The sequence below is a fragment of the Syntrophales bacterium genome, assembly GCA_023228425.1.
Taxonomy (GTDB): Bacteria; Desulfobacterota; Syntrophia; order Syntrophales; family UBA2210; genus MLS-D.
The window spans coordinates 125,829-150,424 of sequence record JALOBE010000002.1; the positions used below are offsets into that span (position 1 = coordinate 125,829).

The 24,596-nt window shown below is 54.8% G+C and carries 22 protein-coding genes; 8 read left to right on the forward strand and 14 right to left on the reverse strand.

Annotated elements, in window-relative coordinates:
* Positions 1 to 251 precede the first annotated feature (251 nt).
* The 7 genes from M0Q23_01480 to M0Q23_01510 all read left to right on the forward strand — a co-directional run bounded on the left by M0Q23_01480 (position 252) and on the right by M0Q23_01510 (position 7,979).
* Complete coding sequence (locus M0Q23_01480) at positions 252 to 1,529, forward strand: aminomethyltransferase family protein (GenBank protein ID MCK9527319.1); 1,278 nt, start codon at positions 252 to 254, stop codon at positions 1,527 to 1,529.
* Between the two features lie 68 nt (positions 1,530 to 1,597).
* Positions 1,598 to 2,002 carry a glycine cleavage system protein GcvH gene (gcvH, locus tag M0Q23_01485; protein MCK9527320.1) on the forward strand — a complete coding sequence of 135 codons (405 nt, stop codon included), beginning with the start codon at positions 1,598 to 1,600 and terminating at the stop codon, positions 2,000 to 2,002.
* Positions 2,002 to 3,333, forward strand: a complete 1,332-nt coding sequence (gcvPA, locus tag M0Q23_01490; protein MCK9527321.1) for an aminomethyl-transferring glycine dehydrogenase subunit GcvPA — start codon at positions 2,002 to 2,004, stop codon at positions 3,331 to 3,333. The genes gcvH and gcvPA overlap by 1 nt, the downstream gene beginning before the upstream one ends.
* Positions 3,330 to 4,784, forward strand: a complete 1,455-nt coding sequence (gcvPB, locus tag M0Q23_01495; GenBank protein MCK9527322.1) for an aminomethyl-transferring glycine dehydrogenase subunit GcvPB — start codon at positions 3,330 to 3,332, stop codon at positions 4,782 to 4,784. The genes gcvPA and gcvPB overlap by 4 nt, the downstream gene beginning before the upstream one ends.
* 15 nt (positions 4,785 to 4,799) lie before the next feature.
* A complete protein-coding gene (locus M0Q23_01500; GenBank protein ID MCK9527323.1) occupies positions 4,800 to 6,083 on the forward strand; it encodes an MFS transporter in 1,284 nt (427 codons plus the stop codon).
* Positions 6,080 to 6,967 (forward strand): lipoyl synthase, encoded by an 888-nt coding sequence (gene lipA, locus M0Q23_01505; GenBank protein MCK9527324.1) that lies wholly within the window; start codon positions 6,080 to 6,082, stop codon positions 6,965 to 6,967. Before M0Q23_01500 ends, lipA begins: the two co-directional genes overlap by 4 nt.
* 358 nt (positions 6,968 to 7,325) lie before the next feature.
* Positions 7,326 to 7,979 carry a class I SAM-dependent methyltransferase gene (locus M0Q23_01510; protein MCK9527325.1) on the forward strand — a complete coding sequence of 218 codons (654 nt, stop codon included), beginning with the start codon at positions 7,326 to 7,328 and terminating at the stop codon, positions 7,977 to 7,979.
* A 6-nt stretch (positions 7,980 to 7,985) separates the two neighbouring features.
* Here M0Q23_01510 and M0Q23_01515 read toward each other — a convergent pair whose 3' ends face one another.
* The 3 genes from M0Q23_01515 to M0Q23_01525 all read right to left on the reverse strand — a co-directional run bounded on the left by M0Q23_01515 (position 7,986) and on the right by M0Q23_01525 (position 10,281).
* A complete protein-coding gene (locus tag M0Q23_01515) occupies positions 7,986 to 9,020 on the reverse strand; it encodes a CCA tRNA nucleotidyltransferase (GenBank protein MCK9527326.1) in 1,035 nt (344 codons plus the stop codon).
* Between the two features lie 98 nt (positions 9,021 to 9,118).
* Entirely contained in the window at positions 9,119 to 9,880 is a 762-nt protein-coding gene (locus tag M0Q23_01520) for a radical SAM protein (GenBank protein MCK9527327.1), read from the reverse strand.
* A 164-nt stretch (positions 9,881 to 10,044) separates the two neighbouring features.
* Positions 10,045 to 10,281 (reverse strand): hypothetical protein, encoded by a 237-nt coding sequence (locus M0Q23_01525; protein ID MCK9527328.1) that lies wholly within the window; start codon positions 10,279 to 10,281, stop codon positions 10,045 to 10,047.
* A gap of 188 nt (positions 10,282 to 10,469) precedes the next feature.
* On the opposite strand from M0Q23_01525, the gene pdxS reads away from it, so the two are divergent.
* Positions 10,470 to 11,354, forward strand: a complete 885-nt coding sequence (pdxS, locus tag M0Q23_01530; GenBank protein MCK9527329.1) for a pyridoxal 5'-phosphate synthase lyase subunit PdxS — start codon at positions 10,470 to 10,472, stop codon at positions 11,352 to 11,354.
* Positions 11,355 to 11,515: 161 nt separating this feature from the next.
* Here pdxS and M0Q23_01535 read toward each other — a convergent pair whose 3' ends face one another.
* From M0Q23_01535 to M0Q23_01585, 11 genes are all read right to left on the reverse strand, one after another.
* Complete coding sequence (locus M0Q23_01535; protein MCK9527330.1) at positions 11,516 to 12,349, reverse strand: lysophospholipase; 834 nt, start codon at positions 12,347 to 12,349, stop codon at positions 11,516 to 11,518.
* A gap of 187 nt (positions 12,350 to 12,536) precedes the next feature.
* Positions 12,537 to 14,225 carry a recombinase family protein gene (locus M0Q23_01540; GenBank protein MCK9527331.1) on the reverse strand — a complete coding sequence of 563 codons (1,689 nt, stop codon included), beginning with the start codon at positions 14,223 to 14,225 and terminating at the stop codon, positions 12,537 to 12,539.
* A 76-nt stretch (positions 14,226 to 14,301) separates the two neighbouring features.
* Positions 14,302 to 14,508 (reverse strand): hypothetical protein, encoded by a 207-nt coding sequence (locus M0Q23_01545; protein MCK9527332.1) that lies wholly within the window; start codon positions 14,506 to 14,508, stop codon positions 14,302 to 14,304.
* A 68-nt stretch (positions 14,509 to 14,576) separates the two neighbouring features.
* Positions 14,577 to 15,269: a recombinase family protein gene (locus M0Q23_01550; protein ID MCK9527333.1), complete on the reverse strand. Its 693-nt coding sequence runs from the start codon at positions 15,267 to 15,269 to the stop codon at positions 14,577 to 14,579.
* 258 nt (positions 15,270 to 15,527) lie between these two features.
* Positions 15,528 to 16,169 carry a hypothetical protein gene (locus tag M0Q23_01555; GenBank protein ID MCK9527334.1) on the reverse strand — a complete coding sequence of 214 codons (642 nt, stop codon included), beginning with the start codon at positions 16,167 to 16,169 and terminating at the stop codon, positions 15,528 to 15,530.
* A gap of 400 nt (positions 16,170 to 16,569) precedes the next feature.
* Complete coding sequence (locus M0Q23_01560) at positions 16,570 to 17,430, reverse strand: hypothetical protein (GenBank protein ID MCK9527335.1); 861 nt, start codon at positions 17,428 to 17,430, stop codon at positions 16,570 to 16,572.
* 563 nt (positions 17,431 to 17,993) lie between these two features.
* Positions 17,994 to 18,818, reverse strand: coding sequence for a hypothetical protein (locus M0Q23_01565; protein MCK9527336.1), 825 nt, complete (start codon positions 18,816 to 18,818; stop codon positions 17,994 to 17,996).
* Between the two features lie 13 nt (positions 18,819 to 18,831).
* Positions 18,832 to 19,572 carry a hypothetical protein gene (locus M0Q23_01570; GenBank protein ID MCK9527337.1) on the reverse strand — a complete coding sequence of 247 codons (741 nt, stop codon included), beginning with the start codon at positions 19,570 to 19,572 and terminating at the stop codon, positions 18,832 to 18,834.
* On the reverse strand, positions 19,569 to 20,042 hold the full coding sequence (locus M0Q23_01575) for a helix-turn-helix transcriptional regulator (protein ID MCK9527338.1): 474 nt from the start codon (positions 20,040 to 20,042) through the stop codon (positions 19,569 to 19,571). The genes M0Q23_01570 and M0Q23_01575 overlap by 4 nt, the downstream gene beginning before the upstream one ends.
* A gap of 557 nt (positions 20,043 to 20,599) precedes the next feature.
* On the reverse strand, positions 20,600 to 21,493 hold the full coding sequence (locus M0Q23_01580) for a patatin-like phospholipase family protein (protein MCK9527339.1): 894 nt from the start codon (positions 21,491 to 21,493) through the stop codon (positions 20,600 to 20,602).
* Positions 21,490 to 24,576, reverse strand: coding sequence for an efflux RND transporter permease subunit (locus M0Q23_01585; protein ID MCK9527340.1), 3,087 nt, complete (start codon positions 24,574 to 24,576; stop codon positions 21,490 to 21,492). The genes M0Q23_01580 and M0Q23_01585 overlap by 4 nt, the downstream gene beginning before the upstream one ends.
* Positions 24,577 to 24,596 lie beyond the last annotated feature (20 nt).

Genomic DNA, 24,596 nt, shown 5'->3' on the forward strand with positions numbered 1-24,596 from the left:
CGACCAGAGCCCTGGAACGACCAGTCACAGGACCACGCAATTTATACTGTACAGAAATATTATACAGTATAATTATACATGTCAAGAAAAAATTATACTGTACAATTAGGTCGGTCCCGTACCCTTTCCGTTGATCATATACTTGATTTTTCATCCTGTCCGGGACCACTGCGAATTAATTACGGGGAAACCCATTGACAGGCTTTATCGAACAATATACAAAATGCGGACGCCACACGACAGGAGGAACAATGACAAAAAAAACCCCTCTCTATGGCCGCCATGTGGCTCGAAGGGCAAACATGGCTGATTTTGGCGGCTATGAAATGCCCCTCTGGTATCCCTCGGGGGTGAAAAAAGAGCATCTTTCCGTCCTGACCGGGGCGGGCCTCTTCGACACGAGCCACATGGCTGTTCTGATGATATCCGGTCCCTCGGCCTTTGATCTCCTTCAGCGATGCATCACCAAGGATCTCAGCCACTGCGTCGGGAAAGACCACCTTCCCCTTGTACCCGGTCGATCAGCCTACGGGGCATTCCTCGACTCGGCCGGCCATGTCATAGATGACGCCATCGTCAACAGAATCAGTGAAGAAATTTTCATGGTCGTCGTTAATGCCGGTATGGGTTCCGCCATCACCGATCACCTGTCGAAACAGGCAGGGGAAGCCTCCCTGGCCGTCGATATCACGGATCTGACGGACCAGGTCGGGAAAATCGACCTTCAGGGACCGGCATCCGGTAAAATCCTCCTGTCGGTACTGGAAGATTCGAACGTCCTGTTCAATGCAATGCCTTTTTTCAGCTTCAAAGGCCACTTCGACCCATCGTTCGCGTCCACTGAGAAGGTCCGTCTCGTCAACGGAACTTCTGTTCTTCTGTCGCGAACGGGATATACGGGAGAATTCGGTTTTGAGCTGTACATGCAGCCCGATGCCCTTGAAGACGCCTGGAACCTCCTGGAAGATGCCGGAGGTCCCCGTTGCTGTGAGCCCTGCGGCCTGGCGTCCCGGGATTCACTGAGAGCGGGGGCCTTGCTCCCCCTTTCACATCAGGACATCGGTGACTGGCCCTTCATCAACCACCCCTGGGAGCATGCCCTCCCCTACGACAGTGAGAAAAGAGACTTTACGAAGACCTTCATCGGTGCCGACAGGCTTCTTGAAACCAGGGGCACGGGGTATTTTACCCTCCCCTTCGCCGGCTTCGACCTGCGGAAGGTGGCACAGGGACCGGGCACGAGTGTTGTCGATGCCGAGGACCGGAATCTCGGCATCGTACTGACCTGCGTGACTGATGTCGCCATTGACCGCCAGGGCAAACGGATCTTCAGCATCACGAGCCCCGACAGGCCCCGGGGATTCCGTCCCCGGGGTCTATGCTGCGGTTTTGTTCGCACCACATCGCCCCTGAAGGTCGGCTCCATGGTTGAGATCAGGGATGATCGACGATCTCTGCCCGTCATGATCATGGACGACCTCCGGCCCGATCGGACGGCACGGAATCCGATAGGAACCATGATGGCGTGATACCCCTCATGTAACAGTTCAACCACCGCCGGTCTTTGACGGACCGGCGCAACGATCAGGAGAGACCCATGAAAGAAATCAGTACACTGCTTTTCCCCGAGGACCTGCTGTACGCGGAGGATCACGAATGGACAAGGATCGAAAACGAGACCCTGACTATCGGAATTGACGACTACGCCCAGGACCGGTTGGGTGATATCGTTTTTGTCGAACTTCCCCGGGAGGGAGACACTTTCGGCCGGGGAGAAGAGTTCGGCACCGTTGAATCCGTGAAGGCTGTCTCCGAACTGTACATGCCCGTCGGCGGAGAGGTTATCTCGGTAAATACGGATTTGGAGGATTCTCCTGAACGCATCAACCAGTCTCCTTACGGCGACGGGTGGCTGATCAGGGTACGGCCCGACAACGAGGAAGAACTCGATCTGCTCATGAAAAAAGAAGCCTACATCACATACCTTGAAGGAAAAGATTGATGCCCTATCTGCCCCACACTCCCGAAGATATTGATGAAATGCTTGCACTGACGGGTCATGCAGACCTTGACACACTCTTTGAGCAAATACCCGAACCCTGTCGCCGCGTTTCCGAGATGAATCTTCCCGAGGCGCTTTCGGAATGGCAGCTTGACGCCGTGATGGAGAATCTCGCGGAACAAAACGCCCTCCGGCCGGAATATAAGATCTTCCTTGGAGCCGGGAGCTATGATCATTACATCCCCGAGACGGTCCCCTATCTCACGGGACGGTCTGAATTCGCGACCTCCTACACTCCCTATCAGCCCGAATTAAGCCAGGGAACGCTCCAGGCCATGTACGAATACCAGACGTTGATGACACGGCTTACGGGAATGGATATCGCCAACGCTTCGCTCTACGATGGAGCGTCCGCTTTCGCCGAGGGACTGCTCATGGCGGTGAGGGTGACGAAACGCAAGCGAATCGCCCTCTCGACACTTGTCCATCCCTTCTACCGCCAGGCGGCCCGCACCTACCTGGAACCCACCGGCTGCGACATCATCGAACTCCCCCCCCTGCCCTCGGGAACAACGGACCTGTCACCCCTGGCGGGGCGGGAAACGACAGCAGCCCTGGCTCTGCAGTCCCCCAATTTTTTCGGCTGCGTCGAAAACCTGCCTGTCGCGGCGGAACTGATTCAGGGCTCCGGAGGACTCCTGGTGGCGACCTTCACGGAGCCGCTCGCTTTTGCGCTCTACCGGTCGCCCGGAGAGGACGGCGCCGACATTGCCTGCGGCGAGGGTCAGAGCCTGGGAATTCCCCAGTCCTTCGGAGGACCGGGTCTCGGCATATTCGCCGCCCGTTCAGACTACATGCGGGCCATGCCGGGACGGCTGGTGGGGAAAACACGGGACCGCGCCGGCCGGGAGGGATTCGTTCTCACGCTGGCCACGCGGGAGCAGCATATCCGCCGCGAAAGGGCCACCTCGAACATATGCACAAACAGCAGTCTCTGTGCCCTGGCGTGTTCGATATACATTGCCTCCCTCGGCGGCACGGGCATCAGGGCCCTGGCGAAGATGAACTACGACAAGGCACAGTACCTGAAACAGGGACTTGCGGGGGCGGGCTGGAAGCTTCCCTTCCCTGCCGCGACATTCAACGAGTTCGTAGTGAAAATACCCGGTGACGCGACCGCGGTTCACCGGCGGCTCCTGGAAAAAAAGATTCTGGCGGGTCTTTCCCTTGAAAGGTGGTATCCCGAACTCCCGGGGCATTATCTGCTGTGTGCCACGGAAACATCCTCCCGGAGCGACATGGACCTGCTGATCGAGGAGGTGCGCTCATGAAGGATGGTCTCGCCACCCGAGGCCTGGTATTGAACGAACCCCTGCTCTGGAAAAAGGGCCGGAAGGGACGGGCCGGTGTGGTCATACCTGCCGCCGATGTTGACCCGGCTCCTGTCGATGAACTGCTTCGTGGCCGGGGTCCCGATTTTCCGGACCTGTCCGAACTTGACGTGGTACGCCATTATACCCGCCTCTCCCAATGGAACTTCGGAGTGGACTCGGGCATGTATCCCCTGGGGTCCTGCACCATGAAATATAATCCAAAGACAAATGAAAAACAGGCCTCACGAAAAGGGTTCGCCCGGCTTCACCCGTTGCTTCCGGATGAGTTGTCCCAGGGGGCGCTGCAGCTCATGGGAGAACTCCAGGACTACCTGATCGAAATCACCGGCATGCCTGCCGTGTCCCTCCAGCCTGCGGCGGGCGCCCAGGGTGAACTGACGGGAATGCTCGTCATGCACGCCTTGTTTAAACACCGTGGTGAATCCCGCACAAAAATAATAGTTCCCGACACGGCCCACGGGACGAACCCGGCAAGCGCCGCCCTGTGCGGTTTCTCGTCCGTCCCGGCGGCCTCCGGTGAAAGGGGTATCCTCGAAGTGCAAACCGTTGAAGCCATCATGGATGACGCAACGGCGGGTATCATGGTCACCAACCCGAACACCCTGGGCCTTTTCGAAGAAAATATACAGGAGATAGCCCGTATCGTCCACGAACGGGGAGGACTTGTATACTGTGACGGGGCAAACATGAATGCCCTCATGGGCATTGTCGACATGGCCGGGCTGGGCATCGACATCCTGCACCTGAACCTGCACAAGACCTTCTCAACCCCCCACGGCGGCGGAGGTCCCGGAGCGGGGCCCGTACTGGTCACGGAAGAGCTCGAGCCCTTTCTGCCGATCCCGCGGATCATCCAGAAATCGGGAACCCGGCGGCTCTCCGAGGACTACCCGCTCTCCATCGGAAAGGTACATGGCTTTTATGGTAACTTCGGCGTTCTCATCAAGGCCTGCAGCTATATCAGGAGCATGGGCACCGACTTGAAAATGGCGAGCCGGATGGCTGTTTTGAGCGCCAATTATCTCAAGGAACGCCTCAAGGGCACCTTCCATCTCCCCTTTGACCGCCCCTGCATGCACGAATGCGTCTTTACGGACGCCTTTCAGCAGCCACTGGGCGTGACAACCCTTGACATAGCGAAACGCCTCATGGATTACGGCTTCCATCCGCCCACGGTTTACTTCCCGCTGGTCGTCAAGGGAGCCATCATGATTGAACCAACGGAAACAGAGTCAAAAGAAACCCTTGATACATTTGTGGAATCCATGCTGGCAATAGCCCGGGAAGCCCGGGAAACACCGGAGCTTCTGAAAAACGCTCCCCACATCTGCAGGACACGGCGGCTGGATGAAACGCAAGCCGCCCGCAAGCCCTGTCTGGCAGGATGAGCAGGAGCACCCCCGATGTCCTTCCGGTTCACACAGTACCGTCGGTTGATGCTGGCTGTCATAGCCGTCACCTATTTCATAGCCTGCCTTCACCGCCACGCCCCGACAGTCGTGGCCCGTGACCTTGCGGCCTCCTTCAATGCCGATGCCGTGGCCCTGGGTTTCATAGCCTCCAGCTACTTCTATCTCTACGCAGCGGCACAACCCCTCGCGGGGTTCCTTTCAGACACGATCGGGCCCCGGCGTGTCATGGCCGCCTTTTTTGTCCTTGCTTCACTGGGTTCACTTATTTTCGGCATGGCGCCCAACACGACAGCGGCCTTCATCGGGCGCGCGCTCGTGGGAGCCGGGGCCGGGGGTATTTTCATCCCGAGCCTGAAGCTGTTTTCAGAATGGTACCGGATCCGGGCATTCGCCGGCCTGACCGGGTTCATGCTGACCATCGGAGGCCTGGCGGGAATAGCGGCAACACTTCCTCTCACGCTGCTGGTGCTGTGGAGCGGCTGGAGGGGAACATTCGTAGTTATCGCCGTCATATCAACGGCCATGACTCTTCTGTGCTGGCTTATCCTTCGCGACGACCCGGGAAAAAAGGGGTGGGACCGGGCACTCGTGGGAGAGCTCCTTCAGCATCACGCCGCCGCCGAAGTCATTCGGGAAAATATCACCGTCGGCAGACGGCTTTCCCTGATTATGGGCAACTCTGACTTTTACAAGCTGTCCATTGCCATTTTTTTTACAACCGGGGCCTTCCTCACCTTCCAGGGCCTCTGGGGCATTCCCTATCTCATGGACTCTTTCGGCCTGGACCGGATCAGGGCCGGCAGATTCCTGATGCTCTTCCCTGTCGGTTTCGCTCTGGGCGGTCCTGTGATCGGCGTCGCCGCCGAACGGTTGGGACTCAGACGCAGGAACGTCCTTGTGGCCCTGACAGCCCTGCAATTTTCCCAGTGGGTCATGCTGTACGCCTTTGAAGACCGACTCGTCATGCCCGCCCTGATGGTTGCTCTGTTCGTCATCGGTTTCACCTCCGGCGGATCATTGCCCATCTCCTTCACTATCACCCGCGGCCTCTTCTCACACCGGCTCATGGGAACCGCCGTGGGCCTGGTGAATACGGCATCCTTCCTCGGAGCCGCGCTTTATCAGCCTCTGACCGGGTTCATCCTTCGGTCCTCAAACAGCCTCCGGCCGGGCGCCTTCAGCATCGATGCCTACAGCCACCTCTTTTTTCTGTTTACACTGTCTCTGGCCATCGCGTGCGTCGCCGCGGCACTGCTTCGCGGTGAACCCCCATGAACGGCCGGACCCGTCCCTCACCGAAACCGAAATGGCTGAAGAAGCGGCTTGCCGCGGGCCCCGGCTTTGAGCCCACCAGGTCATTTCTTCGAGAAAACGCGCTCCATACGGTGTGCGAGGAAGCCCGCTGCCCCAACCTTCGGGAATGTTTTTCCCGGGGCACGGCCACCTTCCTGATACTGGGAAACCGCTGCACCCGGAATTGCCGCTTCTGCGCCATCACACAGGGAAGGCCGGACCCGCCCGACAGGCTCGAAGCCGGGCGGGTCGCGGCAGCCGCCGAAGACATGAATCTTGCCTATGTGGTGGTTACATCAGTGACCAGGGACGACCTGGCCGATGGCGGAGCATCCTGCTTTGCAGAAACAGTGACGGCCATAAGACGACGTGTTCCGGGAGCCGCGGCAGAAATACTCGTTCCCGACTTTCAGGGCGACCGGGAAGCTCTCCTCGGGGTTCTGCGATCAGGTCCCGCCGTTTTAAACCACAACATGGAGACGGTATCCCGCCTTTACCCCGTTGTCCGCCCCGGGGCCGACTATGATCGATCACTGGGAGTGCTGGCGAGGGCCGCCGCCTTCAGCCCGTCAATACCCGTCAAGACGGGACTCATGCTGGGTCTTGGCGAAACAGCCGCCGAACTGAAAGAAACCCTGAAGGACATCTACCGGGCGGGCGCGCGGATTATCACGCTGGGACAATATCTCCAGCCGGCGCCGGGAAAGCATCCCGTGGCCCGCTTTGTCCCGCCTGAAGAATTTGAACAGTGGAAAGAGGAGGCCCGCGCCACAGGATTTGCCGCCGTCGCCTCGGGGCCCTTTGTGAGAAGTTCCTATGACGCGGCGGCACTCCATGGATCCTTTCTGAAAACGTTTCCGGATTGAGAACCCTCACCCCCTGCGTCAGGCCTTGTGGGCAATCCTTTCATTCCGTGACCCTTCCCGGAATTCCGGCAATAAAGCCGGTTCTTCCCGCCTCCCGCGCGGACTATCCCGTCGAGCCCTGCGAGGAAGAACCATGCTCCCGAAAGGAAACCCGGACGCACACCGTCCCCGCGCGTTCCTGTTCTTCTTGAATGGCCGGATACTTCGTGCTACGATACTCAATCATTATCCTGATCGGCAGACATCGGTCTGACCCCTGTCCCCCCTGTCTGCCGGAAGGTTCAGGCAGGGACACTGTACAAGGCCTTGTCCCGCCGGTCACCGCGGAACCGGCGGACATCGCTACGGAGGGAGAGCCATGCTGAACTATCTATACAAACTTATCATTGACGATGTTACCGACGTTTCCTACGGGAACTGTCTTGAGTATTTTCCCGAAACCTCGAAAATTCTCGATGTGGGAATCGGCAACGGTATTATGCTTGAACAATACCATTCGCTCATACGATCGAAACAGCTCAGGATCACCGGGATCGATATCAACCGTCAATACCTGAAACACTGCAGAAAAATGATCCGTAAATGCGGCCTCGAAGACCTGATCAAGGTTCATTACGCGTCGATTGAATCCTTTCGCCCCCCCAGGAACCATTACTACGACTACATACTGTTCAGTATGAGTTTCATGCTCTTTGACGACCAGCAGATTGTCCTTGACCGGATCAAACCCTGGATCACGCCGAATGGAGAAGTCATCTTCTGCCAGACCATGTATGAAGACCGGTCCCTGTTCCTTGAAATCGTCAAGCCACGCCTGAAGTACCTGACCACCATCGATTTCGGAAAAGTGACGTACAAGAAAGACTTCTTTGACCTGCTTGACAAGAAGAATATGACCGTTACCGAAAGCAGGGTTATCAAAAAAGAGTTGTTTAAAGGGGAATATCACCTGATTGTATCGTCGCCGGAAAACGGCATCGGGGCGCACTGGGGGCATACGCCCGGAAGGTGATCTCCTTCATTTTTTTGCGGCATCGTCGGCCGACTTCAAAGGACTCCCGGGCATCCGGTGTTCCCTGACGAGACCGCTCACGGTACTGATCCTGTCCTTCGACCAACGCAGATGTGTTCCCAGGCGCACAACCATATCATGGCCCAGGATATCATGGAACCTGTAGGTCCCCCGGTCGGGATCCCTCTTTTCAACGCGGACAAAGGGCTTCGCAATATCATGAAGGAGTGCCGCCCAGCGCAGGTTAATATCCGGCTGTGACGATTGAACTACAAGGATCGTGTGATCCCAGAGATTGTGGGCATGATAGAGGCTGTTCTGCTCGTAGTCTTTCTGAAGTGAAAGTTCCGGAATCATGAATCGGCAGAGCCCGGTGTCCATGAAAAGCCGCAGCCCTTCTTCAAGCCGGTGCCCTGCAAGCAGCCGGTCCAATTCCGTCATCCACCGTTCCTTGCTGATCTGAAGAATGCGATGGGCCGATTGTTCTATAGCCCGGACAGTTTTCGGATCTATGCTGAAGCCAAGCTGCGCCGCAAATCGTATGGCCCGAAGCATACGCAGGGGATCCTCCCTGAATCGGGTCACGGCATTCCCCACGGCGCGGATCACCCTCTTCTGCAGATCTTCCTTCCCTCCAAAGGGATCGATGACCCTGTCGCCTCTCCGGGCCATCGCGTTTATGGTGAAATCCCGCCGCGCAAGGTCATCGGTAATACCGTCCACGAAGGACACATCGGGACTCCGGCTCCCCTCACGGTAACGCTCGGTTCGAAAGGTCGTAATCTCCACCAGGCGACCTCCAAGGCGCAGGCCGATGGTTCCGAAGCGTTTTCCCGTCAGGAAAGGGCGTTTCCCCGCTTTCCTGACCTGTTCCTCGATATACTCGGGCCGGTGGGGCGTCGCGAAGTCATAGTCCAGGGGTTCAATTCCCAGCAACTCGTCCCGCAGTGATCCACCCACTTCGTAGACCGGTGAAATAATGTCTTCGATCGCGTCGAATACCCTGTTCATGGAATCACGTAATGCCGCAGCCCGGGGCATCCCCTTTCTTCATGCCGATCATGTGACATCACCATACACGCCACTCTTCCCGAAGTTCAAGCTATGCAATGATTGCACCCTGGCGTACCACGATATGTCTATACAGGCCGCAGGCGCCGACGGCCGTCAAGACGCCGCAGACCGGCGGCTTCAGCCGCAGCCGATGCCCGGGCGTATTCAGCACCCGTTATTCTCCGCCCCAGCACGGGGTCTCCCAGGGCATCGTGGCAGGGCCGGTACTGATCCATGATGTTGACATAGGTTTCCCGGGAAATTTCACGGGCAATGAACTCCATGACTTTTTCGGTGCCTGCCACGTCGCCCGGCATGACGAGGTGCCGCACCAGCAGGCCCCGCAGGGCTGTTCCGTCTTCGGCGAGAACCAGGTCTCCAACCTGGCGATGCATCTCCTTCAGTGCCCGGCAGGCATGTTCCCGGTAATCGGAAACACCACAGGCATAGCGGGCCCAGTCGTTGTCCCAGAATTTGAAGTCCGGCATGTAGACATCGACGACACCGTCGAGGATTTTCAGCGTTTCCAGGCTCTCGTAGCCACCACAGTTATAGACGAGAGGGATTTCCAGGCCCCGGGATGCCGCCAGGAGAAGTCCCTCGAGTATCTGGGGAACCACGTGCGTGGGTGTGACGAGATTGATGTTGTGACAGCCCTGGCCGGCAAGGGACAGCATCATATCCGCCAGGGTTTCCGGCCCGACCTCTCCCCCCGCGCCGCCGTGACTGATGTCATCATTCTGGCAGAATGAGCACAGCAGGTTGCAGGAACTGAAAAAGATCGTGCCCGACCCGAGGCGGCCGACCAGTGGCGACTCCTCGCCGAAGTGGGCTCCCCGGCTCGCCACGGACGCCCTCCTCCCGGTCCGGCAGAAACCCTGTTCCCCGGCCCGGCGATTGACGGAACACATCCGGGGGCAGACAGTACAGGAGGTCAGCAGGTCAACAGCCTCTGCGACCCGTTCCGCAAGCTTGTTTGCGCGATGCAAGGCACGGTATGACGGTCCCCGGATCATGATACCGGAAGCTCCGCGCGCAGGCCTCCACCCTCGATGAACTCGTAGAAAGTCGAAAACGTTGCACAGGCACGGCGCGCACGTTTTTTCACACGATCATACACATACCACAAAGGCGCAGCGTGAAACAAGGCCACATGTTCTACAGACATATTATTGTTGCGTTTTCCTTTTTCGATCCGGAGATCGTCCTCAGGATACGGCATTTTTCTTCCGTTTTTTGTTGCCGTCATCGTTTTCGTGGAGGCCTTTGGTTCCGTCACAATGTGGACAGGATTTTCCGGTTTTCGCAGGCCCCGGAAGCCCTCCGGAGATCAGACCCTGAGCCCCCTTTCCCCGGAGGTCAACAAAATTCTTGAAAATATCGGCGGGCGGTATTATATACACGAGATCAAGCATTACACACCACGAGGGGGATTACATGGAAAAGTCTGGAACTCTGCCTTTGAAGACAGGGCTTGCGGAAATGCTGAAGGGCGGAGTCATCATGGATGTGACCAACCCCGAGCAGGCGAAGATGGCCGAGGATGCCGGGGCTGTTTCGGTTATGGCCCTCGAGAGAGTACCTGCCGACATCAGGGCCCAGGGCGGCGTTGCCCGCATGACTGACCCGGAAATCATAGAAAAGATCATGGAGTGCGTCTCTATTCCCGTCATGGCGAAGGTTCGGATCGGCCACTTCGTTGAGGCCCAGATTCTCGAATCAATGGGAATCGCCTTCATCGACGAGAGCGAGGTTCTCACGCCCGCCGATGAGCACTATCACATCAACAAGTGGAACTTCAAGGTTCCCTTCGTCTGCGGCGCCGTCAACCTCGGCGAGGCGCTCAGGAGGCTCGGTGAAGGAGCGGCCATGCTGCGCACCAAGGGGGAAGCCGGAACGGGCAACGTGGTCGAGGCCGTTCGGCACATGCGCGCGATTAACGATGAAATAGCGCGCCTTTCGGGACTTCCCGAAGAAGAACTCATGACGGCGGCAAGAAACCTGGGGGCGCCCTACGAGCTGGTGAGAATGGTCGCCCGGGACCGGAAGCTGCCCGTGTTGAATTTCTCCGCCGGCGGCATCGCCTCCCCTGCCGACGCGGCACTCATGATGCAGCTCGGTTCCGACGGAGTCTTCGTGGGATCGGGCATCTTCAAGTCGAAGGAACCTGCACGGCGGGCAAGCGCCATCGTTCAGGCCGTAACCCACTACAGAGACCCTGAAGTCCTCGTCCAGGTATCACGATCTCTCGGCGACGCCATGCCGGGTCTGGATATCTCCTCGCTTACCGAAAAAGACAAGCTTCAGACACGGGGCGACTGAGACGGGTGGAACACCATGAGAATCGCTGTTCACGTTCTCCGGAGACATGCGGCTGATACAGGGCTCTTCCGAGGAGTGAAAACCCTGTAACGCCTTTTCGAAGTGACTGTCATCAATGAGACGGGGCCCGGCGGCACCGCCCGGGTCCGCCGGTTTCCCGGCTATGGCGCGCCGGCATTCTCCTCCAGCCATGACGTGACTTCATCCCACCAGGCACGACCGGGATCGCCGGGCCAGCTGTTGTGACCGGCGCCGTCGAATATCCAGAGCCGTTTCGGCTCCGCCAGACCGTCATAGAGACTCCGTGTCAGTTTCACCGGTATTATTTCATCATGCCCGGCCATGAGTACCGCCACGGGCCCCCTGTACCCGGACAGGTTTTCCGCGTTGTCGTAATGGTCCCCCATGAAGAGCCGAACCGGCAGCAGGGGAAAGAGGGCCTTGGCCAAGTTGTAAAGCTTGTCCCAGGGAGTGATCAGAACAACGCCGGCCACGGCAAGATCGGGGTCCGGAGCAAGGGCCGCGGCGACACCGCATCCCAGCGATTCACCCCAGAGATACAGGGAACCTCCGAACTCACGGACCGCCCTGGTCACCAGAGAGCGCGCGTCGGCCACAAAACTCGCTTCGCTTTTCTCACCCCCTCGGGCACCGTAGCCGGGGTATTCGGCAATGACAACCCGAAACCCCCGAGGGGCCAGAGAGGCCGCGTAGCGGGACCGGTGGACGGCAGCGCCCGCGTTTCCGTGAAAGACAACCACCGTTCCCCGGGAAGAGGCCTCTTCTTTCACATGTGTCAGGCCGAGGTAGTCCTTCCCGCCCGGAGGCCAGGGCTCCAGGCCCTCCATAGAGGAAAAATATTCTACATCCTCCATGCTCATCCGCTCGGGATAATAGAGCATGGAACGCTGAAGGCGGCATCCGCCGAGAAAAGAAAGGACAGTCATGGCAATCACCATCGTTCCCGCGAGCAGGATCAGGTTCTTCATAGTCATACATCGGGCGTTTCCCGATTTTTCAGGAAACCATCGACAGCAGCGGCTGTAACGAACTGTTCCCGGTGCGCCCGCCGGTCACAAACGGTTCACCGGCAGTTCCGAAGGATCGTCGAACCAGCTGAAATACCTCTGCGCGCAGGTTGCGCCTGATTGGATCAGGGCCTCCTTCTTCTCGTCCGGGATATCAAAATCCGTGGTTCCCACATCGAGTGTGTCGATATACAGCGTCCGTTGCCAGTCTTGTAAATCTATCAGTCTTATATACCGTACTTCCCCGGTAACTGCCCTTAACCTTGGGCGTATTCTCGCCGTCCCGGTTCCCTCCCTCGTCGTCATCGTTGTCCCGATAGTCGATATCGTCGCCCTTCAGGGTCCGCAGACCGATGATCTTTCCGTACAGGAAATAATCAATCGCCGAATCTCGAGCTTTACCCCTCTTCATGACATAAATTCCGTATGGCGTCCCTTTTTCGTCCACGCCGTCAAATAACCAGTGAAGAAGGCGTTTTTTGTCCTCGAAGGTCATCTCTGCCAGTCGTTCAGGACCGCTGTAATCCTCAAGCAACTGCCGTCTGATCGTTTCGGCTTCTCGTTTCACCTGTTCGATGTCCGGAAGGGAACGGAGTTGATCCCGGTTCCCGTCCAATTCTTCAGCGACCTTGGTTTTTGCTTGTAGTAAGGCCTGCTCCTTGGCCCGGATCGTTTCCTTTGCAAGAGTTCCGGCAAGGGCCAGATCAACCAGTTTATCAAGTTCCCGGTGAATCCGCTTCAGCTCCTTTTCTCCGGTCTTGATGTTTTTTTCCAGTAAACGGATATGATTTTCATCCGGTAAAGAATCAGCTATGGCCCGTTCAAATGAAGGAACGTCCGCAATGTTCTCAAAGATTGTCCGAAAGACAGCGTTTTCAACCGGCTTCAAAGGAACGCTATTGAAGGCCTTGCGTTTTTCGTATTTCCCCGATGGATGGGTATAATACTTGAATTCCCTCCCGTTCTTGCTCACCTGTGTCTGGCCTGACAAGGATCTTCCACAGGCTTCGCACCTGATGAAGCCCGTCAAGACGTACTTCCGGACATCCTGCCGGGACTCAATTTTATTATGGTCCAGACGTTCCCTGATCTTCTGGATGGTAGCATCGTCAAGGATTCGGGGTATGGTGTAGGTGATCGGGTCTTGATCCTTGAAAGTGATGGTCCATGTATCTCCGCATCGGTTGGTCAACATTGTGGTCAAATAGGAATAGCCTAATGGTTGACCGTACTGGGTCCGAAGGGTGTGGGACAAATCCCGCAGTGATTCTCCCTGTAAATACCGGTCTGCCGCCCATCGAACCAGACGGGCTTTTTCCTCGTCAAGCGACCATTCCCCGGTTTCCCTGTTGAATTTTCGCCCGAAGGGGAGTTGCCCGGAAGTGGGGATGCCCTTCTTCGCCCGTGCAATCCGGTTTTCAAGCATCTGTTCCCTGATGATTTCCCGTTCCAGCTCACTCATAACGGCGAACATCCCCAGCATTGCCTTGCCGTATTTGCTTCCGAAGTCGATTCCCTCGGATATGGAGCGAAGATCAACGCCAGCCTTGGAAAGTTCATCGTGGTTATTCAGTAGTTCACGGGCATTTCTACCGAACCGGGACAGCCTATGAATCACCAGAACCTCAAACTTGCCTTTCTGGCCATCATACAGACATTGCAGAAGAGCGTGGCGATCCTTGACCGTTCCCCCGGAGATTCCTTCATCGGCGTATATCTCTGTCAGTTGCCATCCCTGGGCTTTAACGTAGTCCTTAATGGACTGTCGTTGAGTTGACAAGGACTCCCCGCCAACCTGTTCTGCGGAACTGACCCTGACGTATCCTGCGGCTTTCTTCTTCATTGGCCGTTTCCTCCCTATACTTTACCCTAACTGACAAAAGAAAATCGATTCTAGGCCCGTAAAACCCCTTTCAGCGTTACTCTACATCGACGAATATCAGCGTCGTCCTAAGAAGTGTATCATAATCTCCGCTCGTGGCCTGTGCAATATAATCATCAATGAACGCCTCATCGTAGCCAGCGTCCCGCAATGCCTTGGACACCTTGCCGAGAATGTAATAGGCATTCCCGTCTTCGCCGATCAGCTTAACCTTGACTTTCGTTATGGGTCGTGATGTACTCATGCCGTAAACTCCTTCCCTTGGTTGAAGGATTTGCATCAGTCCCGGTATGGGTGCCAGCCTCGCCGGGACTACTTTTTTGGCTTCGCCTTGCTTGTACGGGTGATTTGTTCACATCTATATAGCGTCCATGGTTGACCATCCATTGTTTTTACGCCTTCAGCGTTCAGAATATCGGCTATCTGTTGCCATGTTCTGCGTCTGCCATCCTTTGTCTTACGCCGCAATGCTCTGATCTTCCGAAGTACCGCTTTTCCTTCTTCCGTCTCCCGGTATCCCTTCCGGCCTCCGCACTTTACCCCTGTGGCCCGGATTCTTTCCCGGCTAGCAATGAGCTTTTTGACGAGTAGATTCTTTTCCAGTTCGGCAAAGATGCCTTGAATCTGGACAAGGGCTTTTCGCATAGGATCGGCCATGATCGCTTCCGTAACATTTTCCTCTGTTCTGGCTGATAGTAATTCAATGTCCTTGCTGGCCAGATAGATAAGTAACGTTTCTTGGACGTGGTATTCCCTGGCAAGGCGGTCAAGCCCTTCAACAATAATCGTCCGTACTCCATCTTTCAGAATTTCTGAAACCATCTCCTGAAATGCTGGACGGTCTTCCTCTCCCTTGGTCCCTGACACATCATCCTTGAAAACGGCGACAACTTCAATCTTGCACTTCTTTGCGTAGTCCCTGATTGCCTTTTCTTGTCGTGGGAAGCCATCACCCTTGACTTGTCCCGATCCGCTAACTCTTAAATATCCGTAGGCCTTCTTCACTTTATCACCTCCTTTCATTAGTAATATATAATACTTGAATGAAAAAATCAAGCTTTTTTAATGGATTCTTAAAAATAAAAATTAATATATGATTCCCTAATGAGCCACAGTCCTGCATCACGGGACAGGAAGGGTCTACAAAGGCTCAAAACAAGGAGTTGAGAAGGGGTTTATGGGTCTAGAATCGATTTACTCAATGGAGTCCATATAAAGACATGCCTTGGCATTAAAACGTCGTATAGAAGCGGAAAACAGCGTTTAACCCGGGATGAGTCTAGCCTTGAGCGGCTGAACTCGCAATAGATTGGACGGTTCATCCTCATCAACCGGGCTCGGTTCTTCTGAATCAATAGCCGGATCAGTTACACCGGGGGAGATAAAAGGAACGGCTTTCCGCTCCCGTAGAACTTCAATGGACGGATCAGCTTTATGAATCTTACTGACCAGTCTTTCAAACATAGCAAGTTCTCGATCATTGAGCATGGAAAGGTCAGAAGTATTGTCCTGCTCGATCTGCTTTTGCTCCTGCTCCAATTCCATGATTTTGATCTGGTGCAGGGTAAGGGCAATTTTACTCAACAATTCGTAACTGCCCCGTGCTTCGGCTATCGCCTTTAATTCAAGCCTCGGATTATCCTTTTCCTCGGCCTTGTTCATGATCCGCTTGGTACGGCGTAGAAGTTCATCAATCTCTCCTAACAGGTCCATTGACCGGTGAAGCTCCTTCTGCGCCATAGCAGTTGCCAGCTGGCGGGTAATGTGATTGTCCCGGTGACGGTACAGGGCATCCTCCGACACACCATACTCACGTGATATACTGGCGATGCTCTTTCCTTGCAGGATTTTCCTGTCCAGCTCTATTCTCTTGTCATGATTACAGACTCGACATGCTTGGGCCATTGCCAATTCCTCCTTTATGGTCCGACCTTCCGGCCTTGATTAATGGGAAAAATTCTCCATTTATTAAAAATTAATAATTTTCCATCTATCTGCTATCTTCTTCTATACGTCCATCATTTATGATGGACGCTTAGAATATCTTAAAATATTTTATTCTCCATCTTAATACTCTTATATATATCCTTGGTTTTTAATAGGGCAATCCTTGATTTTTAATAGAACGATCCTTGATTTTTAATAGAACGATCCTTGATTTTTAATAGGGCAATCCTTGATTTTTAATAGACGAATATTCGTTCGAAAACTAAAGGGATTACCCTTCGAAAACTAAACGGCTATTAAGGAGACCAAAGATAAGGATAACAAAAATGGGGATTTCCCATATATGGGTTTTCCCCTATCATCTTATCCTCGGTTTCAGATAGACCTTGAACCATTTGTCAATTCTTTCCACGAGCCGGTATTTCTCCAATTGCTTCATTGGAGCTTTGATATTTGTTACGTTGACCCCTGCGTGTCGTCCCAATTCCGCAAGGGGTATTGTCACAACGTCCCATTTACGGGTACGGATATACTCGTCATGGGAAGTCATCCACTCAAACCCGTTGTCGGTTTCTACGTCACGGTAAAGTTCGTAGTCCTGAACAGCCACGCTCCGCATTGCCAGATATAGCGCCTTCGCCCGGGGTTTCAGTTTCGCCCATATCCCACTGTCGATAAGGCAAGCAAAAAATAAAAAGTAATCACCTTTCCAATGGGGGATCATATTCCTGCGGATAAATCCGGCCCGATAGAGGTAGAAATGGCGGGTGCCTTCTGATGTCATCTTCACTTCCAATAGGGGAACCGCTGTACCTTTCCCGTTCTCGTCTGTTGTTTTTAGTTTATACTCACCGTCGACAAGTTCTTTAATCCCCTTTTGAACAGTGCCCCCTCCGATCCCGGCCATCTTCCCGATGTTCTCTTGTGATATTTGGAACCAATCGTTATGCTCGAAATTTGCCTGTGAACACATGACCGGATAAACGGCGATTGACGCTTTGCTCCATTGGTCCCCAAATAGACCGGGACCGAATATCTTTGGAAAGAAAAAATGTCTGTTCATATTCACCTCGGCCTTTGGAAACTCGAAGATAGTTGTCTTGTCATATTTCTCCGCGAACAATTCTTTTTGCTGTTGTCGCCGTTGCTCTTTTTGCTTCTTGGCCTCAAGTGCTACCTTGCCCCGAAATGGGGAGCTTCTTGACTGTTCCATGTCCATTGACCTCGCTTTCCTTGATCGACCTCGCAAGTAAATAATGGCCGGGGGCTGGACAAGTGCGAGGTCGTGACCTGTCTTTCGGGAGCTACCCTAGCCCCCAGCATGTCTTTACCAATATGGAAACTGATTAACATCATAATTTCACTATATTTATACGCCAAATTTTCCTAGCGTTCCCCTGTCGAAAGAATGCCTGGGGCAGGTCGGTTGGGGAAACCAACTTTTCGGTTGCAAGCCCAGCCCCCGGCAATAAAACTATGTTTTTCAAGCTATGCGCCGTTTTAATGCCAAGGCATGTCTTTATATGGACTCCATTGAGTAAATCGATTCTAGACCCATAAACCCCCTCTCAACTCCTTGAAAAGGAGAAGGAAAAGGGACGTGCGGTCCGGCAAAAGGAGACGACAGGCGTGGGATGGATCATCCCCCCACCAAATACAAAACCCGGACCGCACGTCCAGTAGCGGCAGGGAAAAATTCCCCGGCGTAGGAAGGAGGCGGCAGGGGAGAAAATTGACAAAACCCCACCATAACCCCGCCGGTTGAAAACCCTGCCGATTCATTTACTGTACCTTTGCCCAGTTGAATTTTTCCACGTCGGCGGGCCAGCCCGGAAGATCCTCTTTCCGGATCACCCCGCCAGTAATGGGAGGCTTCATAGGGACGGGCAGACCTCGTTCTCGTGCGGCTTGTTGCGCCCGTGCAAGTCGTTCCGCTCGTTTCTTTTTCTGTTGCGCATGAAAGGTTGGAATTACTTGTTCCCGGTAGTCGATGACATCCATCCCATGATATGGGCTTCGCTCGTCACGAATTCGGAGAACGCCTGAAGGATCGGGGCTGACCATCTGCCCATCTAATTCGGTGATTACTTTGTCCAGCCTTCCGGAATATGAATCCCCACGAGGACCGTATTGAAGGACCGCTTTGTCATCGGTCCTGCTTTCGGCTTCGATTTTTTGGGCGAGTAATTCTTCCAGCTTTTTGACCTCGTCTTTGAGAATATCCTGTTCTGCTTCCAGCTTCATCAATTCACTGTACATTTCATCATTCATCGTCGTCAGCGGGCGCATACCCCGGTTAATTCGGTGTTGATTGAGATGCTCAAATCTTTCGTTGAGTTCATCAATTTGCATCTTTTTTTTCAGCTGATGGCTTGGCGTGGCTGTTCCAAGCCTGTCCGTTTTGAACGTTCCATCAGCATCGCCCCGGTACTCTGACAGCAATTGTTCCAAGCCCCGGCGCGTGGTCATGCTGTGTAAGTGCCCGAAGTTCCACGCCGTGGATGATGCCCCACCGGGATTGAGGATAAAACTGGACTGTGCCAGTCGGTCAAATCTTCTGTCATATTCGGGGTTTATGCCTATTCTGTATCGTCTTCGTCCTGCCATCTTCCTACCTCCTTCAATTCAAGCCGGTTGGCATCAAAACGTTTGGATTGTCATTGCTCGGTCGTTGGGGTTCTTGGTCTTTCCCGCCCATGCCGGTTGGTAACAGCAGATTGCGGCGATCGGCTTCTTCCCGAAGTGCCGCCTGACAAGGTGCTTTCTTTTCCTCTTCTTCCTCTGCGACTCGAACGCCCAGGGGGTACAAATGTTTTTCCATTCCTGCTCCTTCCTTTTGATAGTTCCCGATTCCTGTCCCGACGCAAGCCGGGTCTTGATCGGGCAGAAGTGCCAGATGGTCGGCCTGAACGATTTCTGTCACGATGGCCGAAAAGTAAGTGTCCTCCAGCCAACCTGAGACAAGAATATCCTCGGTAAAAACCCCAAGACTGACATTGCGGGCCCGTTGGCATAGCGATAAGTCCGCCGTGTTGATGGGGATTTCGATTGTCCCAATAACCCCCTTCCGCCGTTGGTCGTACTTCGTACCCACCAGAACGCCTCGGCTGAACTTCTGTTGAACCTGAGCGCTGTAGTTGATAGATACGAAATGCCCTTCCGAATTTTCTGGATGTCGCATTGTAACCGGGATATTGCTGAAGTCCTTTGCATGACGTTCCAAAACTCCGATGGGCCACAATACAGGCCCATTGCTCCCTGCATGAATACCGGGAACCGCTAGCAAGACCGGAGCTGTCAACTTCCCGTTCTTGACTGTCCACGGCGCAACGGCGTTACAGTTTAGGTGTTTCAGTTTCACTCGGATTCCTCCTTCGTTTTAGTCCACCGCCTTTCCAATATAGCGATGATTTTATCCTTCTCTTTCTCTGTAAAACCTTGCGTTGCCTCGTCAACTTGCTGAGCAATCTTTTCGATGCTGGGTCGGTCATACCCGGCAAGGACCAGAAGCTGAACAAAAGCCCCTTGCCGATACAGTCGAGCGACATGGACCAGAGCCGCATCAATGGGATAACGCGCATCAAAAAGATTCTGGACAGCCTGCAACGTGACATTGGCAAGATCGGGGGGGGCGGCTTCCCATTCGATTTCGCCCACCGCATCAAGGACCTGTTCAATCTTCATCAGCGGAAGTAAATCGAGCAGACGGGTTTTGCCTTGTTCAAGCATAGATAAATTCGACTGCTGGAACCCTGTCTTTTCAGCAAGCTCCTGTTGGGTCATTCCGGCCCGTTTTCTTGCTTGCCTCATTGTCAATTTCCGCATCTTCATTCCTCCGGTTCGTTATTATTATTTAATATATATTATTAACGAACAAAAGTCTAGAAAAAAGTCATTTTCTGACGAATTATTTAGGTCTAATTTTATAACCTCAAAGAATCATTGATAATAATGAAATACAGAATTTATAAAAAGAATGGGTTTTTATATTTATAGCAAATACATGATTGTGAAAAATGCCCAATCAGAAACAACCGAATTAGCGCCCTAGAAACGCCGATCCGTTTCAGGCAGGTAAATATATGCCCCAGGTAAAGAAAACCGTTTCTAGACAATAAAACCCCCTTTCAACGGTATGTTTTTGATAAAGATAAACGCTGATCCTTTGTCTATATTGTAGGGATTTTGACAGGTTCGTTTAAGTTGGGCTTGTGATTGTTTAGAAGTGGCGGATATTGCAGAGGATAAAAATTGCTGTCAGGTGGGTGGATTCTCCGGGGGCTTTGTATTATCTTTCTTCAATAGTGACAAACCCGCCTCCGATGATTGACCGGGGCGGGGCGTGGTGAAGGGGAAGGCCTAGACAGCGGCCTTGACCTTCCAATTGACTATATAAGACCTATTTTCTTGCTTTCATCACTGTGAAGGTGCTGGTTCTCCTGCACCCGGAGGACCGTCTTTACGAGTGCCCCGGCAAAGTCCGAGAATTTCTTGATGGCCCGACCGGACGGAAGCTCGTCGTAGCGGTAAAGGGCGATTTCCTCCCTCGTGTCCAGACGCATGCCCAGGGTCTGCCGATTATACACATAGGGACTGCGACCGGGCCGGAGGGCGAGAAAGCGTTCGTTCTCCCGGGCGTAGTAGGACGTCTGCCTGGCCGCCGCCCCCTCATCCTCCATATCGATGTACCGTTGGCGGTCAAATAGTTTTACGGGATAATTGAGTACCATGCCGCCGTCCACATAGACATCGTTGCGTTCTCCCCGGCGGACGGCGGCGAAAAAGAGGGGGATGGACATGCTGATCCGCAGGGCGGTCGCCAGGGGCATGTCACCCTGTCGTTCCCGGGAGAATACTTCGGCATAGCCCGTGCTAAGATTGGTTCCTGTCACGTAAAGATCGGGACCACCCTGTTTCGCCAGGTCATCAAAGGTCGCCCGGGCGTTTCCCAGCCGGTCGGCAATGATCGAGCCGATCCAGGTGGAAAAGAAATCCCCTCTGTACCACCCGAATTCCCGGGCAAGTCGGCGGACATCGCGAATAACCCCGAAGGAATCGTCCATGAAGTTTTTGAAGTCCGTTGATTTGAGGATGTCTCTCTGTTCTTCGAGGGTGTATCCCAAGGCGTATACCAGGGCATTTATCGCGCCGGCACTTGAACCTCCCACCCGGAGAATGGCGTCGAGCATACCCCGTCCCATCAGGACGCCCATGGCACCCACGTATGCAATACCCTTGACGCCGCCGCCCTCGAAGACCAGGTTGCGCACCTGTACGGTCATGGTCCGCCCTCCTTCGTCCTGATCCGGTCAACCGTGGCGTACACCACCGGGATGACGAACAGGGTGAGCAGCATGGAGAGAAGGAGTCCGAAGGCCACGGTGACGGCCATGGGAGACCGGAGCTCCGAGCCCTGGGTCCGGCTGAGAGCCATGGGAAGCATGCCGAAAACCGTCGTGAAGGTCGTTATCATGACGGGCCTGAGCCTGACCGAGGCACCCTGGACGACTGCCTCAAAGGCGTCCATCCCCCGACGCCTGAGACGATTGATGTAATCCACCATGACGATGCCGTTGTTCACCACCACCCCCGCAAGAATGAGGAGGCCCATGAAGGCCGGAACGGACAGGGACATGCCGAACAGAAGGAGGCCCAGGACGACACCGATGAACGACAGGGGGACGGTAAGCATGATCACAAAGGGATGTCGGAGAGACTCGAACTGGGCCGCCATGATCATGTAGATCAGCAGGAGGGCGATCAGAAAGGCCTGGAAGAGAGACGTGAAGGCTTCCCGCATGTCCTTGTACGAGCCGCCGTATTCTATGAAATAGCCCGGCGGAAGAGCCAGATCGGCGGTCTTTTCAGAGATGTCGTCCATAATGCTTCCGATGTCACGCTGAAAGGTATTGGCCTGTATGGTCACTTTCCGCTCCCGGTCTTCCCGGGTGATGGTCAGGGGTCCCAGCCCGTCTTCGACGGAAGCGACCTGGTAGAGAGGTATGTGGTCTCCCCTGGGAGACATGATGGTCACGTTGTCCAGATGCTCCACTGTCTTTCGATCTTGTTCGCGGTAGCGCACGCGGACGTCGTACTCATCGCCGGCCTCGCGGTATCGGGTGGAAACGACGCCCATGAGGGCGGCCCGCGTGGTCTGGGCCACTTGCGAGACTGTGAGTCCCGCCTGTGACGCCCGTTCGCGGTCGATGTGGACAAGCAGTTCGGGCCTTCCTATTTTCAGGGTGGTGTCGATATCCCGAAGGCCTTCAACAGACGACACCCTGGCCATCACGTCATCACCGACGGCCTGAAGAACCTCGAGGTCGCTTCCGAAGATCTTTATTTCCACGGGAGCCATCCCGCCTGCTCCTCCCGTGAATAGCTGTTGAATGTCAAAGAAATCAAAGGTTGCTCCCTCGATGACCGGAAGTCGCCCGCGCAGGCTGTCGGTAATCTCCTGAGTGGACCTCACCCGCAGCTCCTTGTCCAGCAGGCGCACATACACGGTGCCCTCGTTAACGCCCGTCGGACCTGCCCCCCAGGAGGCCTCGATCTTGCCTTCCTGGGAAAGCCCCACGAAGGAGGCGCAATAGAGTGTCTCGGGCTGCTCCAGGATGATTGTCTCAAGAGACCTGATGATGCGGTCCGTTTCGTCCAGCGTGGTTCCCATGGGCAGGTTCACCCGAAGGGAAATAATCGGGATGTCGCCGGATGGCATGAACTCCCGGCCCAGGAGCGACACCGATCCGAGGCTTGCAATGAACACGATGACGGCAGTGGCCGTCACCAGGACCCGGCGCTGCAGGCACCATCGGAGGGCCCACCGGTACCATTCCCTGATCCGGTCGAAGACAAGCCCCGCCCGTGCCTCCGTCCTCCCCGGCCCGTTCTCTTTTCCTGAAGCAAAGACCGATGAAACCATGGGAACTATGGTAAGGGCCACGAAAAGCGACGCCATAAGCGCCATGGCAACCGTCACAGCGAGGGGGCGCGACAGTCGCCCGGCCATACCCGATGCCAGCACCATGGGGAGAAAGACCGATATGGTGGTGAGCGTCGAGGTCGTTATCGCCATTCCCACTTCCTCGGCTCCACGGGCCGCCGCTTCGTCGGGCGGTTTCCCCTCTTCCCGGTGCCTGAAAATACTTTCAATCACCACGACGGCATTGTCGACGAGCATGCCCACCCCCAGTGCCATACCGCCCAGGGTCATGATGTTCAGCGTATAGTCGAAGGCATAAAGACCGATGGCTGTGGTGATGCCCGACAGGGGAACGGCGAGGGCAATCGTTATGGTGGAGCGCCAGTTCCAGAGAAAGAGGAAAACCATGATCACTGCTATGACGGCCCCGGTGAAGGCGTTCATGCCGGTGTTCCTGGTCACCTGCGTAATGATGCGGGCCTGATCCATGACGGGATAAAACATCAGATCTTCAGGCATGCGAGGTCGCATTTCTTCTATCGTGGCCTTGATCTCCCGGGAAACGGTGACCGTGTTTTTCCCGGCCTGCTTCATGATCATGACAATGACCGAAGGCCGGTGATTCGTGCGCGCACGGTTCCTGATCTCCTTGTAGGTATCGCGAACCTCGGCAAGGTCCCGGACGTACACGGGCGTGTCGTCGTGCATGACCACGATGGTGTCGCGTATGGAGCGCATGTCACGGTACTCACCCATGGTTCGCACCAGGTATTCCCTGTTCTTCCGGATGATGCGTCCGCCCGAGATGTTCACGTTTTCACGGGCAAGCCGGGCGACAACCGCCTCGATAGTGAGATTGAAGGCCCGGAGCTTGTCACGATCAATGTAAATATTGATTTCCCGCTCAAGGCCGCCCATGATGTACACTGATGCGACCCCTTCGATCCTGTCCAGGCGAGGCTTTACCACGTCTTCGAGAAAGGTCCGGAGTACCCGGGTATCTTCCATGCCGGTGACACCGTAATACAGAATGGGATAATCGCTGGCACTGAATTTCAAAACCATCGGCGTGTCGGCTTCCTCGGGAAGATAATCCGTGAGCCAGGCAAGTTTTTCCCGCACGTCCTGGGCGGCGAAGTCCAGGGTAACACCCCACTCGAACTCGACTATCACCGCCGAAAGCCCCTCCTGTGAAACGGACCTGACGCTTTTCACGTTCTGGACGGAACCGACAACTTCTTCAATGGGCTTTGTTATGAGATTTTCGATGTCTTCAGAAGAGACCCCTTCGTATGAGGTGATGACAGACACGGCGGGGTATTCCAGTTCGGGCATCATGTCCAGGCCGAGATTGGAAAGGGCCAGGAAACCGAAAAAGGCTATGATCAGGATGATCATGAGAACGGTGATCTTCCGCTTGACCGACAGTTCAGGTAGTGTCATGGCCTAAAAGTCTTCTGCCT